Annotated in this window: 13 protein-coding genes and 1 tRNA gene; 8 read left to right on the forward strand and 6 right to left on the reverse strand. The window is 63.6% G+C overall.

Annotated elements, in window-relative coordinates; genetic code table 11:
* The first annotated feature begins 16 nt into the window (after nucleotides 1–16).
* The 3 genes from phoU to phoR all read left to right on the forward strand — a co-directional run bounded on the left by phoU (nucleotide 17) and on the right by phoR (nucleotide 2,879).
* The gene (phoU, locus tag J3489_RS16420) at nucleotides 17–721 is read left to right on the forward strand and encodes a phosphate signaling complex protein PhoU (RefSeq protein ID WP_206999706.1); all 705 of its coding nucleotides are present in this window, start codon (nucleotides 17–19) and stop codon (nucleotides 719–721) included.
* Nucleotides 722–738: 17 nt separating this feature from the next.
* Nucleotides 739–1,440: a phosphate regulon transcriptional regulator PhoB gene (phoB, locus tag J3489_RS16425; protein WP_137333025.1), complete on the forward strand. Its 702-nt coding sequence runs from the start codon at nucleotides 739–741 to the stop codon at nucleotides 1,438–1,440.
* A 125-nt stretch (nucleotides 1,441–1,565) separates the two neighbouring features.
* The gene (phoR, locus tag J3489_RS16430) at nucleotides 1,566–2,879 is read left to right on the forward strand and encodes a phosphate regulon sensor histidine kinase PhoR (RefSeq protein ID WP_206999708.1); all 1,314 of its coding nucleotides are present in this window, start codon (nucleotides 1,566–1,568) and stop codon (nucleotides 2,877–2,879) included.
* 95 nt (nucleotides 2,880–2,974) lie between these two features.
* On the opposite strand, the gene ppk1 is transcribed toward phoR, so the two are convergent.
* Complete coding sequence (ppk1, locus tag J3489_RS16435; protein WP_309491378.1) at nucleotides 2,975–5,095, reverse strand: polyphosphate kinase 1; 2,121 nt, start codon at nucleotides 5,093–5,095, stop codon at nucleotides 2,975–2,977.
* Nucleotides 5,096–5,237: 142 nt separating this feature from the next.
* Here ppk1 and J3489_RS16440 point away from each other — a divergent pair, with 142 nt between their 5' ends.
* Nucleotides 5,238–6,827: a Ppx/GppA phosphatase family protein gene (locus J3489_RS16440; protein ID WP_374193456.1), complete on the forward strand. Its 1,590-nt coding sequence runs from the start codon at nucleotides 5,238–5,240 to the stop codon at nucleotides 6,825–6,827.
* Nucleotides 6,828–6,916: 89 nt separating this feature from the next.
* On the opposite strand, the gene J3489_RS16445 is transcribed toward J3489_RS16440, so the two are convergent.
* The gene (locus J3489_RS16445) at nucleotides 6,917–7,735 is read right to left on the reverse strand and encodes a GNAT family N-acetyltransferase (RefSeq protein ID WP_206999713.1); all 819 of its coding nucleotides are present in this window, start codon (nucleotides 7,733–7,735) and stop codon (nucleotides 6,917–6,919) included.
* A gap of 121 nt (nucleotides 7,736–7,856) precedes the next feature.
* The gene (locus tag J3489_RS16450; RefSeq protein WP_206999715.1) at nucleotides 7,857–8,315 is read right to left on the reverse strand and encodes a SixA phosphatase family protein; all 459 of its coding nucleotides are present in this window, start codon (nucleotides 8,313–8,315) and stop codon (nucleotides 7,857–7,859) included.
* Nucleotides 8,316–8,458: 143 nt separating this feature from the next.
* On the opposite strand from J3489_RS16450, the gene J3489_RS16455 reads away from it, so the two are divergent.
* Nucleotides 8,459–8,535, forward strand: a tRNA-Pro gene (locus J3489_RS16455).
* Nucleotides 8,536–9,025: 490 nt separating this feature from the next.
* Here the strand turns inward: J3489_RS16455 and J3489_RS16460 are convergent.
* Complete coding sequence (locus J3489_RS16460; RefSeq protein WP_206999716.1) at nucleotides 9,026–9,592, reverse strand: phasin family protein; 567 nt, start codon at nucleotides 9,590–9,592, stop codon at nucleotides 9,026–9,028.
* 520 nt (nucleotides 9,593–10,112) lie between these two features.
* On the opposite strand from J3489_RS16460, the gene J3489_RS16465 reads away from it, so the two are divergent.
* The 3 genes from J3489_RS16465 to J3489_RS16475 all read left to right on the forward strand — a co-directional run bounded on the left by J3489_RS16465 (nucleotide 10,113) and on the right by J3489_RS16475 (nucleotide 12,630).
* Entirely contained in the window at nucleotides 10,113–10,640 is a 528-nt protein-coding gene (locus tag J3489_RS16465) for a cytochrome b (RefSeq protein ID WP_374193459.1), read from the forward strand.
* Entirely contained in the window at nucleotides 10,637–12,175 is a 1,539-nt protein-coding gene (locus J3489_RS16470; RefSeq protein WP_206999720.1) for a glycosyltransferase family 2 protein, read from the forward strand. Before J3489_RS16465 ends, J3489_RS16470 begins: the two co-directional genes overlap by 4 nt.
* Before the next feature lie 164 nt (nucleotides 12,176–12,339).
* Complete coding sequence (locus tag J3489_RS16475) at nucleotides 12,340–12,630, forward strand: hypothetical protein (RefSeq protein WP_206999722.1); 291 nt, start codon at nucleotides 12,340–12,342, stop codon at nucleotides 12,628–12,630.
* Between the two features lie 10 nt (nucleotides 12,631–12,640).
* Here J3489_RS16475 and J3489_RS16480 read toward each other — a convergent pair whose 3' ends face one another.
* Together J3489_RS16480 and J3489_RS16485 are read right to left on the reverse strand one after the other, a co-directional pair.
* A complete protein-coding gene (locus tag J3489_RS16480; RefSeq protein ID WP_206999725.1) occupies nucleotides 12,641–13,630 on the reverse strand; it encodes a sulfonate ABC transporter substrate-binding protein in 990 nt (329 codons plus the stop codon).
* A 341-nt stretch (nucleotides 13,631–13,971) separates the two neighbouring features.
* Nucleotides 13,972–14,145 (reverse strand): hypothetical protein, encoded by a 174-nt coding sequence (locus tag J3489_RS16485; protein ID WP_206999727.1) that lies wholly within the window; start codon nucleotides 14,143–14,145, stop codon nucleotides 13,972–13,974.
* Between the last annotated feature and the right edge of the window lie 91 nt (nucleotides 14,146–14,236).

Consider the following 14,236-nt stretch of genomic DNA (forward strand, 5'->3'; position numbering starts at 1 on the left):
ACCGCGGGAGCTCATCATGTCCGATAAACACCTGTCGAGCCAATTCGACGCCGATCTGAACCTCGTCTCGTCGAAGGTGCTCGAAATGGGCGGCCTCATCGAGGCGCAGATCACCCACGCGATGCAAGCCCTCAACAACTTCGACGCCGACGTGGCCGACCAGGTGATCGCGGCGGAAGAGCGCGTGAACTCGATGGAAATCGAGATCGATGAGGAGTGCAGCAACATCATCGCGCGCCGCCAGCCCGCTGCGCGCGACCTGCGCCTCTTGCTCGCGATTTCGAAGACGATCACCAATCTCGAGCGCGCCGGCGACGAAGCCGAGAAGATCGCCAAGCGCGTGAAGCGCCTGATGGAAGACGGCGCGTCGCGCACGGTGAACATCGCCGAGATCAAGCTGTCGGGCGACATGGCCGTGTCGATCCTGCGTCGCGCACTCGATGCGTTCGCGCGTCTCGACACCGTTGCCGCCGCGCAGATCGTGCGCGACGACAAAGCGATCGACGAGGAATTCCGCGCGTTCGTGCGCAAGCTCGTCACCTACATGATGGAAGACCCGCGCACGATTTCGGCGGGCCTCGAGTTCCTGTTCATCGCGAAGGCGATCGAGCGGATCGGCGATCACGCGAAGAACATCGCCGAATTCATCATCTATATCGTGAAGGGCACGGACGTGCGGCACAAGTCGCGCGACGCGCTCGAGCGCGAAGCTCTCAGCTAAAAGGTCCAGAGGTGCCGATGCCCAGCAGCATTCTCGTCATTGAAGATGAACCCGCGATTTCCGAGCTGATTTCGGTCAATCTTCAGCACGCGGGACATTGCGCGATTCGCGCGTACAACGCCGAGCAGGCGCAGACCCTGATCAGCGATGTGCTGCCCGATCTCGTCCTGCTCGACTGGATGTTGCCGGGCAAGTCAGGCATCGCGTTCGCCCGCGATCTGCGCAACAACGAGCGCACGAAGCACATCCCGATCATCATGTTGACCGCGCGCGGCGATGAGCAGGACAAGGTGCTCGGCCTCGAGATCGGCGCCGACGACTACGTGACGAAGCCGTTCTCGCCGAAGGAGCTGATGGCGCGCATCAAGGCGGTGCTGCGCCGCCGTGCGCCGCAGCTCACTGAGGACGTGGTCGCAATCAACGGCCTGAAGCTCGATCCGGCGACGCACCGCGTCGCCGCCCACGCAGAAGGCAGCGAGATCAAGCTCGATCTCGGCCCGACCGAATTCCGTCTGCTGCATTTCTTCATGACCCATCCCGAGCGCGTGCACAGCCGCACGCAATTGCTCGATCAGGTGTGGGGCGATCATGTGTTCGTCGAGGAGCGCACCGTCGACGTGCACATCAAGCGACTGCGCGCGGCGCTCAAGCCCGCAGGCTGCGATGCTATGATTGAAACGGTGCGCGGCAGCGGCTACCGGCTTGCGAAGAGCGCTTAAGCGGCCGCTGCAGAACGCGTTGGTTTCTACCGTCGGTCAGCGTCGAGCCGGCGGCTTCAGCTTCATCCGCCGTGATGTTCTGTCGCGGCGTGCGTCCTCCTCTTGAACGCAGGATTTCTACACACATGAACATCATTTGGGCGCGCTCGATTGTGTCGCTCGTGCTGCTTGCTGTTCTGTGCGTGGCGCTCGGCGCATTTGCCGGCGTCAAGACGGCGTTGATATTCGCGGTTGTCGTGCTCGTCGCTCAGGGTGTCTTTGCGCTCTATCACACGCAGCGCCTCTGGCGCCTGCTCGATGCGCCCGTGTACGGCGAAGTGCCGAGCGCGCCGGGCGTCTGGGGCGAGATCTACTACCGGCTGCACAAGCTCGCGAAGCGCTGGCACGCGCAAGTGCGGCAAGTCGAGCAGCAGCACTCGCGTTTCATACAGGCGATTCAGGCGTCGCCGAACGGCGTCGCTATGCTCGACGATCACGATCAGATCGAGTGGTGCAACGCGATTTCGGAGCAGCACTTCGGCCTCGATGCAAAACGCGACTTGCGACAGCACGTCACGCATCTCGTGCGCCGTCCGGAGTTCATCCGCTATCTGAACTCGCAGCGCTACGAAGAAATGCTCATCATGCGAGGCATGGGTGACAAGCGCCAGAACGTGCTCTCGGTGCAGGTGTTTCCGTACGGCGAGAACCGCAAGCTCGTGCTGTCGCAGGACATCACCGAGCTCGAGCGTACCGATTCGATGCGGCGCGACTTCGTCGCGAACGTGTCGCATGAATTGAAGACGCCGCTCACGGTGCTGTCAGGTTTTCTGGAGACCATGCGCGAGTTGCCGCTCGGCGAGGAAGAGCGCACGCGCTATCTGGAGCTGATGGAACAGCAGGCGTCGCGCATGCGGCATATCGTCGACGACTTGCTCGTGCTCGCGAAGCTCGAAGGCGACAACAAGCCGCCGAGCGATCACGTAATCGACATGGGATCGGTGGTGCGGCATCTGCGCGAGGATGCGGCAACCCTCTCCGGCGACCGGCACCGGATCGCGTTCGATGTCGACGAGACGTTGACGGTCAAGGGCGTCGAGACGGAAATCCTCAGCGCGCTCGGTAATCTGGTGACGAACGCGATCCGCTATACGCCGGACGGCGGCACGATCCACGTCGACTGGCGGATGAGCGGCCACAGCGCGGTTTTTTCGGTGACGGACAGCGGTTTCGGCATTCCGGCCGCGGACATTCCGCGCCTGACGGAGCGGTTCTATCGCGTCGACCGGAGCCGTTCACGCGACACGGGCGGGACCGGGCTGGGGCTCGCGATCGTCAAGCACGTGCTGCAGCGCCACGACGCGGTGCTCGACGTGAAGAGCGAAGAAGGGCGCGGGAGCACGTTCACGGTGCGCTTTCCGGCGCAGCGCTCGATGCGTCATCAGGCGACGCACGCGTAAGCGTCACGCGAAACACTGGCGGTCCGCCCGTCGGAAGCCTGAGCGACTGCACGGACCACCGGCGCGACCCAAGGCCAAGCGCGGCGCAATCCCAACTACGAACAGAATTTGGCGAGCAGGTTGAGCTGCGCGTTGCGTATCGACTTGCCGGGCCGACGGCGCCGATAGTGTCCGTCGCTTTGCATGATCCACGCGCATTGATTGTCGCCGAGGAACGCCGACAGGCCTTCGGCGATCACGCGGCGCTTCAGGCGCCGGTTCTTGATCGGAAACGCGACTTCGACGCGGCGGAAGAAGTTGCGGTCCATCCAATCGGCGCTCGATAGATAGACGTTCTCGGCACCGTCTGCGTAGAAATAGAAGATCCGGTGATGCTCGAGGAAGCGCCCGACGATCGAGCGCACGGAGATGTTCTCCGACAGCCCGGCCACACCCGGCTGCAGCGAGCACACGCCGCGCACGATCAGATCGATCTTCACGCCCGCCTGCGACGCTTCATATAGCTCTGCGATGACCGTCGGTTCGAGCAGCGCATTCATCTTCGCGACGATGCGCGCTTTCTTGCCGGCGCGCGCGTTCTCGCTTTCAGCGCGAATCGCGTCGACGAGCCGCGGATGCAGCGTGAACGGCGACTGCCACAGCTCGTTCAGCGAGAGCTCGCCGCCGATGCCGGTCAACTGCTGGAAAACGTGATGCACGTCTTCGCAGATTTTCTGGTCGGCGGTCATCAGGCCGTAGTCGGTGTAAAGACGCGCGGTGCGCGGATGGTAATTGCCGGTGCCGAGGTGCGCGTAGCGCTTGAGCACCGACTTGCCGCCGGCCGTCACGCGCCGCACGACCAGCATCATCTTCGCGTGGCACTTGTGGCCGACGACGCCGTACACCACATGCGCACCCACTGCTTCGAGCTGCGCGGCCCAGTTGATGTTGGTTTCCTCGTCGAAGCGCGCGAGCAGCTCCACGACGACCGTCACTTCCTTGCCGTTGCGGGCCGCCTGCATGAGCGCATCCATCAGCGGCGAATCGGTGCCGGTGCGGTAGATCGTCTGCTTGATCGCCACGACGTTCGGGTCTTTCGCCGCCTGCAGCAGCATTTCGAGCACCGGCTGGAAGCTCTCGTACGGATGATGCAGCAGGATGTCGCCCCGATCGATCGCATCGAACAGGTTCGCCGAATTGGCGATCGACGACGGAATCGCCGGAATATGCGGGACGAATTTCAGGTCCGGCCGGTCGACCATCTCGGGCAATTGCATCAAGCGCACGAGATTCACCGGACCATCGACGCGATAGCAGTCCTTCTCGCTGAGCCCGCTCTCGTCGAGCAGCCGCTTCACGAGATAGAGCGGCGTTTCCGCCGAGACTTCGAGCCGTACCGCATTGCCGAGATGGCGCGCGGGCAGTTCGCCCTGCAGCGCGACGCGCAGGTTCGTGATTTCGTCCTCGTCGACGAACAGCTCGCTGTTGCGCGTGATGCGGAACTGGTTGCAGCTTCGCACGACGAGGTTCGGGAACAGCTCGTTGACGAAGCGCTGCATCAGCGAGCTCAGCAGCACGAAGCCGTGCGCGAAGCCCGACAGCTCCTGCGGCATGCGCACGAGGCGCGGCAGCGCGCGCGGGGCCTGCACGATGCCCATCACCGCCTGGCGGCCGAAGGCGTCCTTGCCTTCGAGCTCGATCGCGAAGTTCAGGCTCTTGTTCAGTACTCGCGGAAAAGGGTGCGCGGGGTCGAGGCCGATCGGCGTCAGCACCGGCAGCAGCTCGTTGAAGAAGTACTGGCGCGCCCATGCGGTCTGCGCCTCGTTCCACATGTCGGTGCCGTGGAAGTAGATGCCTTCCTGTTCGAGCGCGGAAAGCACCGTGTCGTGCAGCATCGTGTACTGGCGGTGCACCAGCTTTTGCGCGCGTTCGACGACGAGGTCATACACATGCTGGAGCGACATGCCGTCCGGCGACAGCGTGCCGGGATTGTCGCGCATCTGCTCCTGCAGCCCCGCCATGCGGACTTCGAAGAATTCGTCGAGGTTGCTGCTCGTGATGCAGATGAAGCGCAGCCGTTCGAGGAGCGGGACCGACGGATCGGCCGCTTGTGCAAGCACGCGCTCGTTGAAACCCAGAATGCCCAATTCGCGGTTCAAAAGCGGGTAGCGTTGGGCCATCTGCGGGGTGTAGGACGGTTCGGTGGGGGCTTCGAAAGGGCGCTCGGAAATTCTCACAATTTGGTGACAGGCTCGTGACGTACTCGTTGTCATCAATTTTACGCGGTATTTCATCTAATTTGAGACCGGGAGACGGGTATTCGGCGTGCGCGGGCTCATGGTTCGTAACGAATGGCACTGTGGGGGCACTATGCTTAAAATGGCGTCTTTGAACCGCGCTGCTGCCCCAATGTCACGGGCGAAGCCGCGTTCGCGAACGGAGCCTCGTTACCCGATGGTTACAACACCACATCTTCTGGCCTCCGTCGATCTCGGCTCGAACAGCTTCCGGCTTATCGTCGGGCGCGTCGAGGAGACACCAGCCGGCAGTCAAATCTATCAAGTCGACGCCTTGCGCGAACCGGTCCGGCTCGCGGCAGGATTGTCGGCGGACAAGCTGCTCGACCGCGCGTCGCAAGTGCGCGCATGGGACGCACTCAAGCGCTTCGGCGAACGCCTGCGCGATTTTCATCCGGACCACGTTCGGGCGGTCGCCACCAATACGCTGCGCGTGGCAAAAAACGCGCGTGAATTTCTAGTCGAAGCCGAAGCGGCGCTCGGTTTCCCGATCGAAGTGATCGCGGGGCGCGAAGAGGCGCGCCTGATTTACGCGGGCGCCGCGCATTCGGTGCCCGCGATCTCGGGCAAGCGGCTCGTCGTCGACATCGGCGGCGGCTCGACCGAATTCATCATCGGCTCGCACTACACGCCGCTCATCATGGAGAGCCTCTATATCGGCTGTGTGAGCCACAGCCGTGCTTTCTTTCCGGCGGGCAACGTCGACGAGTACACGATGCGGCAGGCCGAACTCGCCGCCACGCGCGAGATTGAGATCATCTCGCGCGAGTACAAGCAGACCGGCTGGGATCAGGCGATCGGCTCGTCGGGCACGGCGCGGGCGCTTGCCGAACTGGTCGAGGCGAACGGCTTCAACGACCCGGGCATCACGCACGGCATCTCGCGCGGCGGGCTCGAGCGGCTCAAACGCGCGCTCATCAAGGCCGAGAACGTCAATCGGCTGAAGCTCGTCGCGCTGAAACCGGATCGCGTGCCGGTGCTGGCGGGCGGTCTGTCGATCATGCTGGCGGTGTTCGAAGAACTCGGCGTCGACTATGTCGATACCACCGACGGCGCGTTGCGCCTCGGCGTCCTGTACGACTTGCTCGGACGCTCGCAGCACGAGGACATGCGTGCAGTCACGGTCGAAGGCTTTATGCGGCGCTACGGCATCGATCGTCCGCAGGCCGACCGCATCCGCGATCTTGCGATTGGCTTCTACGATCAGTTGAAGGAGCCGGACGCGGAAGTCGCCGAGGAAAACCGGATGTTCGTCAGTTGGGCCGCCGCGCTGCATGAAATCGGACTGTCGATTTCGCATAGCTCGTATCACAAGCATTCGGCTTACATCGCGAGCAATGCGGATATGCCCGGCTTCTCTCGCACCGATCAGGCGCGTCTGGCCGCGCTCGTGCTGGGCCACGCGGGCAAGCTCGGCAAGCTGTCGCAATCTCGCGACGTCGAATGGCGGTTGCTGTTCTGTCTGCGGCTCGCCGCGTTGCTGTGCCGGCGGCGCACCGACGTCGGGCTGCCCGGCATTCTCGTCGCGCAGGCGAACGGCGGCTATGAGGTTCGGGTGCCGAACGAGTGGGTAGCGAACAATCCGCTGACCGACTACAGCTTGATTCAGGAGGCCGCCGAGTGGGAAAAGGTTGGCATTCCGTATCGCGTGGTTTACACGGACGACCAATAAAGCGACGTTGCTCGATATCGAAAGGAAAAGCCCGGTTGCGTTGAAGCAACCGGGCTTTTTTGTCCCATGCAACGCTGCACAGGACGGCGTTAGCGCGGCAGTGCGTCGCCGAGGAAGTGGCGGGCGTAGCGCGCGTTGATGTCCGACAAACGGAACAGCGTCAGGAAATCAGCGCAGTTGAAGTCGGGGTCCCAGGCCGGCGCGCCGCAAATCTTCGCGCCGAGTCGCAGGTAGCCCTTGATCAGTAGCGGCGGTGCGACTTGCGCGCCGGTCCGCAGTTCGTCGACCGGCAGCGGCGTGTGCGGGAACGCGCGGTATTCCGGCGCCGTAAGCGACTGGTCACGCAGCGAGCAGTACAGGTTCGCTGCGAAGTGGCCGCCGTCGGCCATCGGCACGCTCGCGCAGCCGAGCATCGTTTCGTAGCCGTTTTGCGTCATGTAAGCGCCGAGACCGCCCCACAGCGACATGATCACCGAGCCGCTGCGGTAGTCCGGGTGCACGCACGAGCGGCCCACTTCCACCATCTTCGAGCGCAGGTGCGTCAAGCGAGACAGGTCGAATTCGCCTTCCGCGTAGAGGCGGCCGATACGGGCAGCCTCGTGCGGCGGCAGCACGCGATACGTGCCGACCACTTTGAGCGTGTCGAGATCGCGCACCAGCAGGTGGTCGCAGTAGGTGTCGAAGGAGTCGACGTCGAGGCCGGCAGGGCCGGCCACTTGCGCGCCCATTTCATCGGCGAAGACGCGGTAGCGCAGCCGCTGTGCTTCGCGAAGCTCCTCTTCGGTACGCGCCCAGGCCACTTGCAGGCGGTGCTGCGCGGTGACCGTCTCTTCCGCGCGGGGCAGACGGCGGCGGGAATCGACGGGGATCGAAGCGAGGGGCAGGTCAGGCGTCGGCAGTTCTCGCATGAGGCTTCCTGATCGAGATTGGTCGGATGCAACGTTCCCGCCAATGTAGTAACCGGGGATGACTTTTGCGTGGCAAATCCGTGTCTATGGGATGACAAGTTGTCATACCGACACACCCGTTTCACGCAAGGTCGGAAGATATGACAGCACGTACGATCACTTGGTCGTCGCCGTTGCGCTCGCGCTTGTAGAGCCACCAGAGGCCGCCTTTCTTGATGGTCCAATCGGTTTCCTGGCCCGTTACCAGGAACGACGCGACGCGTGCGAGGGTGGGCTGATGGCCGACGATGACGACCGTCGGCGCGATGCCGTCGGGCCACGCGGCGGCTTCGAGCACGTCCGGCACGCTGGCGCCCGGGGCGATTTCCTTTACGACGCGGTACTGGTCGGTCAGAGGCTCGACCGTTTGCACGGTGCGCGCAGCCGGGCTGACCAGGATCACGGCATCCGGCTCGAGGCGCTTGCGCAGCCATTTGGCGACCGTCAGCGCCTGCTTGCGCCCGCGTGGGGTGAGCTGGCGGGCGAGGTCGCTCGATGCGGTGTCTTCGGCTTCGGCGTGGCGCCATAGGATGAGGTTCATGGTCGGCTCCGGAAGGGGGGCGAAGGGCGTCTTTGTCTGCGCCCAGGTGATGGGCAGAGACTATATCGGCCGTTGAGCGGGCAGTGAAGGCGGAATTCGCGATTGACCGAGGAGACGCATTCGCGCTAGTATCTCGGATTCGTCGGAGCGTAGCGCAGCCTGGTAGCGCATCTGATTTGGGATCAGAGGGTCGTAGGTTCGAATCCTATCGCTCCGACCAATGGAATCAAGCATGTAGCCCGGTCTCAATGGCCGGGCTTTTGCTTTTCTGGAATTCGTGTAGGGCCTTTCAAGGCAAATTCGATTTGCGCAGTTTCGGTTCAGGCGCCGAGGGATCGTCGGCGCGAGGACCCATCGGAACGTTCTTGATCAGCGCAGACCACGCGCTCGAATGGCGCTGGGGACATCTCTTTCCGGCCGCCAGTACGTTCAGACGATGCGCGGGCGAAAGGATTCGTGGAAGGCGGCGTGCAGAAACCGCTCTGCATGGGACTCGAGTAAGTGCTGAAGCACTAACTCCGACCGACAGCTGAAGCACTAACTCTGGTCGACAAAAAAATTCCCGGCGTTCGCCGGGCAAACGATACGCTGCTGAACGTATCGGAGCGTTGGACCGCGCAGCCATCCACCTGAAGGGACGACTGCGCGGCGCTTCTCGCTGGCCGCACCGCTGCAGGAGATCGCGCTCTTTGCAGCGGCGCGCCCGGTACTTAAACCGCAGCGGCCTTCTTGCTTGCGCGCGAGGCTTGTTCGGCAGCCTTCGTCGCAGCCGTCGTAGCGGCGTTGAAGTTGCTTTCGGCGATTTCGACGGCTTGCTTCGCGGCCTTCTGAACCGTTTCGTACGTGGTGTTGGCGGCGGTGATCGCGGCCTTCATCACGGCGACAGCGGTTTCCGAGCCGGCCGGCGCGTTCTTCGCGACGTTGTCGACGAGCGCTTGAACCTTGCGGTTCTGATCTTCGTATTGCGCTTCGACGGCGCGCGCGAACTCGGCTTGCGTCGCCGACGCGATCTCATACAGATGACGGCCGTACGACAGGACCTTTTCCGCTGCCGGCTGCACGATGCTGGCTTGCAGCGCGAGGATTTCCTGCGCGTCCTTGGCCGACAGCGCGCGTTGTGCGTTTTCCTGGCCTTCCGCGAGCGTCGACTTCACGACTTGCAGATTCAGTTCGGTCAGCTTTTCGATACCGTCAAAAGCCTTGTTCGTCAGGCCGAAGAGGGTCTCGAGGGTGGCCTTTTGGGCTGCGGCAAATTGCTCGGGCGTGAGCAGGTTCATGTCTGCGCTCCTGATGGACGGGCCCACCCGGTGTGGACCTCGTTGAATTGACGTTGGAAGTGGCTATTGCTGATGCGGCGAATCATTGTGCGTTGCAGCAACCATCGTCATTCTAGGTCAGCAAAGCGCTGTGTCAAGGATTTTTTTGTGCGCTGCACAAAATCGATAATTTATCAGTAAAACAATGTCTTATGAAGTATGTGTGACATTCGGCGGTACTTTTTTGGGGGCGCGAGCTCCGATCCTTGCCCGGTTTCGCATTCCCGCCTTGGTGGCGATCTCCTTGACGGTCTGCTCGCCGACCAACATGGGAATAAACTATGCGGTCCCCGCGTTCTCGGTGTACGGGCGCGGCCGCCGGTGCCCATCGATATCGCCGATACGTTGCCGCGACGTACGTTGATCTCCAAAGAACCCAAAACACAGCACGCCACCGATGACTACGCCAGCCGACGTTACAAAATACCAAACAGGTTCGCCGCATCATGCCGAGCCGCTCATTCGCTACAGCCGCACGGCCATGATTCTTCACTGGGTGATCGCGGCGGGAATCCTCTGCAACGTCGCGCTCGGTCTCTCGGTCGACTTCCTGCCCGACGATTGGATTCGCCCTGTGATCGACACGCACAAGTCGATCGGCATCACCGTGCTCGGGCTCGTGCTGCTGCGCATCCTCTGGCGCGTCGCGCACCGGCCGCCGCCGTTGCCGAAGGCGTTTCCGTCGTGGGAACGCGCGAGCGCGCACGCCGCGCATCTGCTGCTGTATGTGTTGATGATCGGCCTGCCCCTTTCGGGCTGGCTGCACGATTCGGCTTGGAAGGACGCGGCAACGCATCCGATGACGCTTTTCCACCTCGTGCCGTGGCCGCGCATCGGCTTCGTGATGAACCTCGAGCCGGCTTTCAAGGAGCACATGCACGACGTGCTCGGCGCCCTGCACACCTGCTTCGGATATGGGCTGTACGCGGTGCTCGCGCTGCATATCGGCGGCGCGCTCAAGCATGAGCTGATCGACCGCGAATCTGTTTTGCGCCGGATGCTGCCATGAGCTCGCCCACGCATCCGGCCTTTGCGCCGAAGCGGCAGCGCCCGCGCGCGCATCGCCGGCAGCCGGCGTGCGCCGAGCGCAACGCGCTCGACGACGCGTTTGCGCGCGTGTCGCCGCGCGTGTCCCCGCGCGGCACGCCGCTTGCCAGCGTGCTGATTCACGGCGGCGTGTTCGTCCTCTGGATCACGCTCTTTGTGCGCGCGTTCATGCTGCATGGCGTGGTCGCGTGGTCGGTCGGCATCGCGTATGTAATCTACGATACGCTGCTCCTGGCCTTCGTCACGTTCAAGACCTTGCCGTTGCTGAAGCCGCGAACCGGCACACCGACCGATCCGCCGGCGTTGCCTGCGCTCGGCGTCGTCGTGGCCGCCTACAACGAGGCGGCGGTGTTGCCGGTGACGCTCGAGGGCCTGCTCGAACAAACAGCGGCGCCGGCGCAAATCGTGATCGCGGACGACGGTTCGACCGACGGCACCGCGGCATTGCTCACGGGCGAATACGGTTTGATCGAGCCGGCAGAAGGGCAGCTCAGCGAGCCGAGCTCGCGGTTCCCGTCGTTGCGCTGGCTGCGCGTGCCGCATGCGGGCAAGGCGTGCGCTTTGAACGCGGCGATCACTGCGCTCGACACGGATGTCGTGCTGACGGTCGACGCCGACACGCGCGTCGAGCCGGACGCGTGCGCCGCCATGTTCCGCGCGTTCGCCGCCGAACGGGAGCTGGTCGCGGCGACCGGCATTCTCACGCCGCTGTGCGCGAAGGATGCCGCCGGCCGCTTCTTCCAGTGGTTCCAGACCTACGAGTACATCCGCAACTCCATTTCGCGCTTTGCGTGGATGCGTGCGGACAGTCTGCTGCTGGTGTCGGGCGCGTTCGCGTGCTTCCGGCGCGATGCGCTTCTGACGGTCGGCGGTTTCGATCCGGAGTGTCTCGTCGAAGACTACGAGCTGATCCATCGCTTGCGCCGCTATGCGGTCGAGCACGGCGAGACCTGGCGCGTGCGTGTGATCGGCGATGCGCGCGCGCATACCGACGCGCCGGGCACGCTCGCGAGCTTCCTGCGTCAGCGGCGCCGCTGGTTCGCGGGATTCCTGCAGACTCAGTACTGGAATCGCGACATCACCGGCAATCGCCGCTACGGTGCGCTGGGCTTGCTGATGATGCCGGTGAAGGCATTCGATACGCTGCAGCCGATCTACGGGCTGACCGCATTCGTTCTGCTGCTGATGTTTCTCTTCACGGGGCGGCTCGGGATCGCGCTGTCGGTATCGGGCGTCATCCTCGCGAAGATCGTGGCGGACCTCGCGTTTCATCTCTGGTCCGTGCATCTGTACCGGCGCTGGACGGCCAATCGTCAAGGCTCGCATTTGTCGATGGCGATTCTGGCGGCACTCGCCGAGCCGTTCAGCTTCCAGTTGCTGCGGCACACGGGCGCGGCGCTCGGCTGGCTGCATTTTCTGAGCGGACGCCGGAGCTGGGGGGCGCAGCAGCGCACGGGACTCGTCGCGAGCGACCGGGGAGGCGTGGGCGCGCCGTGATTCAGGCGCGCGAGATTGGGGCTTGTCCTCTGGATTGGAATCGGCGGACGCATAGATAACCTTGGGTTCCCAACGGGCGCCGCGGCGTCCGAAGCCGTCGCCTAACCGCTTGCACAATCGCAAGCCGCACGACAGAATCGCCGAAATCCAACCGTCCTTAGCCGATGAAGACCTATACCGCGCTGTCCGTTGCCCTGCTGCTGTACGGGTGTACCAGCGTTTCCCCGATCCAGCGAGAGGCCCGCGAGCGCTACACGGTGGTCTCGAAGACGAGCAATCCGTTGGTCTCCTGGCGCCATCTGATGAACGCGAGCATCGGTCCGGCAACGGAGTTCTGCGCCCAGCAGGACAAGGCAATGCACGAAGTCGATATCGGCACTTTCGGCGTGCGCGGATTCAGTCAGCGCGAGGCCGATTTGCGCTTCGAGTGCGTGCCGCGCTGGCAGCAAGAGTGAGCTGCCGCCTTCACACCTTCCAGCGCGCCTCGGTCACGGTCAACGGTTTCGGAATCAGCTTGAGTTCGTTGAACGCGTCGGCGATCTGCTGCTGGTAGGCGAGCGTCGCATCGGTGATGCGGGTCGCGCCGAACATCGTGCGCTTGACCGCCAGGTCGACCGTCGCGTTGTCCAACCCGGTTTGTCCCGCCAATAACGCCGAGACGTCGGGGAGATGCTGCGCGCCCCACGCGTCGAGCGCCGCAATTTCGTCGAGCAGCGCATTCAAGATCGCCGGCTGCGAGCCCGCGTAGCTGCGCGTGGCGACGTAGAACTGCAGATTCTTCACGAGCCCGGTGCCGTCGGTCAGCACGCGCGCGTTTTCCTGGCGCTGGATGGCCGCGAAATACGGGTCCCAGATCACCCACGCATCGATGCCTCCCTGCGTGAACGCCGCGCGCGCGTCGGACGGCGTGAGGTAGTTCGGCTGGATATCGGTGTACTTGAGGCCCGCTTTCTCGAGCGCGCGCACGAGCAGGAAATGGACGTTCGAGCCGCGGTTGAGCGCTACGCGCTTGCCGCGCAGATCGGCGACGGTCTTGAGCGGCGAGTCGTGCGGGACGACGATCGCCTCGGCCGCGGGTGCGGGCGGCTCGTTGCCGATGTAGACGAAATTGACACCGCCCGCTTGCGCGAAGATCGGCGGCGTTTCGCCCACGGTGCCCACATCGATCGCGCCGGCGTTCAGCCCTTCGAGCAATTGCGGCCCGGCCGGAAATTCTCGCCACTCGACCGTGACGCCGAGCGGCGCGAGCCGTTTTTCGAGCGTGCCGCGGGCCTTCAGCAGGATCAGCGCGCCGTACTTCTGATAGCCGACGCGCAGCACTTTGGCGCTGCCGTCGGCGCGGGCGGCGAGTGGCGCGAGCGCGCCGGCGCCCGCGATCAGCGTGCCGGCCGCAGCCGCCAAGGACGCTTTGAGCAAGGCGCGCCGCTCGAGATTTGAGGGGGTGTCGTGTTTCATGGCTCGGTGGTCTCGCGTGAGGTTGGGCGTTGCCGCGAACGAGGGGCGCGTCGCGCGCAACGCCGTATCGAAACCACCGAATCTACGGGGCGCCTGCCCGGCTGAAAACCAACGATTTTCGATAACGTTTTTACGAAAAGCCGTTACGGCCCGTTATTAGCATGAACAGGCGCTAAGCGCGTGAGCGGCCGCCAGCCGGCCATCGCGGCGGCTGTTGCACTTCGTAAGCGCGAAACGTCCCGCCCGGCGACTCGGCGTGCCAGTGCTTCCGGCGTTTCGGGCATGACGAAGGGGTTGCAGGCCTGCGCCGGCAACCCCTGAAATGTGCGAGACAGCGAACGTCAGTGTTTTGTCCGCCGCCAATCGAGCATGTGATGCTCCGCGAGCCAGTGATGCAGCATCCCTTCACCGTTGTGCTCGCGCTTGTACGACCGCGATTCGAATATCGTGAGCGCCAATAGCACCAGTAGACCCACTCCGAGCCCGACCAGCCCAGCGATCGATTCAGCGTCCATGGCAGCCTCCTTTTCGCGATTGCAGCCACTCGTACATAGTAGGACATGCGCGAGGAAATCGTGATGGGTACGACCTCGCGCAAAAGGCGGA

It is taken from the genome of Trinickia mobilis, from assembly GCF_017315705.1.
Classification (GTDB): domain Bacteria; phylum Pseudomonadota; class Gammaproteobacteria; order Burkholderiales; family Burkholderiaceae; genus Trinickia_A; species Trinickia_A mobilis.

What these genes read in the sequence shown, in the direction of transcription:
- J3489_RS16470 (WP_206999720.1), top strand. Translation starts at nt 10,637, where the DNA reads ATGAGCTCGCCCACGCATCCGGCCTTTGCGCCGAAGCGGCAGCGCCCG.
- J3489_RS16465 (WP_374193459.1), top strand. Translation starts at nt 10,113, where the DNA reads ATGATTCTTCACTGGGTGATCGCGGCGGGAATCCTCTGCAACGTCGCG.
- J3489_RS16485 (WP_206999727.1), bottom strand. Translation starts at nt 14,145, where the DNA reads ATGGACGCTGAATCGATCGCTGGGCTGGTCGGGCTCGGAGTGGGTCTA.
- phoR (WP_206999708.1), top strand. Translation starts at nt 1,566, where the DNA reads ATGAACATCATTTGGGCGCGCTCGATTGTGTCGCTCGTGCTGCTTGCT.
- J3489_RS16480 (WP_206999725.1), bottom strand. Translation starts at nt 13,630, where the DNA reads ATGAAACACGACACCCCCTCAAATCTCGAGCGGCGCGCCTTGCTCAAA.
- J3489_RS16440 (WP_374193456.1), top strand. Translation starts at nt 5,238, where the DNA reads ATGGCGTCTTTGAACCGCGCTGCTGCCCCAATGTCACGGGCGAAGCCG.
- phoB (WP_137333025.1), top strand. Translation starts at nt 739, where the DNA reads ATGCCCAGCAGCATTCTCGTCATTGAAGATGAACCCGCGATTTCCGAG.
- J3489_RS16460 (WP_206999716.1), bottom strand. Translation starts at nt 9,592, where the DNA reads ATGAACCTGCTCACGCCCGAGCAATTTGCCGCAGCCCAAAAGGCCACC.
- J3489_RS16445 (WP_206999713.1), bottom strand. Translation starts at nt 7,735, where the DNA reads ATGCGAGAACTGCCGACGCCTGACCTGCCCCTCGCTTCGATCCCCGTC.
- J3489_RS16450 (WP_206999715.1), bottom strand. Translation starts at nt 8,315, where the DNA reads ATGAACCTCATCCTATGGCGCCACGCCGAAGCCGAAGACACCGCATCG.
- J3489_RS16475 (WP_206999722.1), top strand. Translation starts at nt 12,340, where the DNA reads ATGAAGACCTATACCGCGCTGTCCGTTGCCCTGCTGCTGTACGGGTGT.
- phoU (WP_206999706.1), top strand. Translation starts at nt 17, where the DNA reads ATGTCCGATAAACACCTGTCGAGCCAATTCGACGCCGATCTGAACCTC.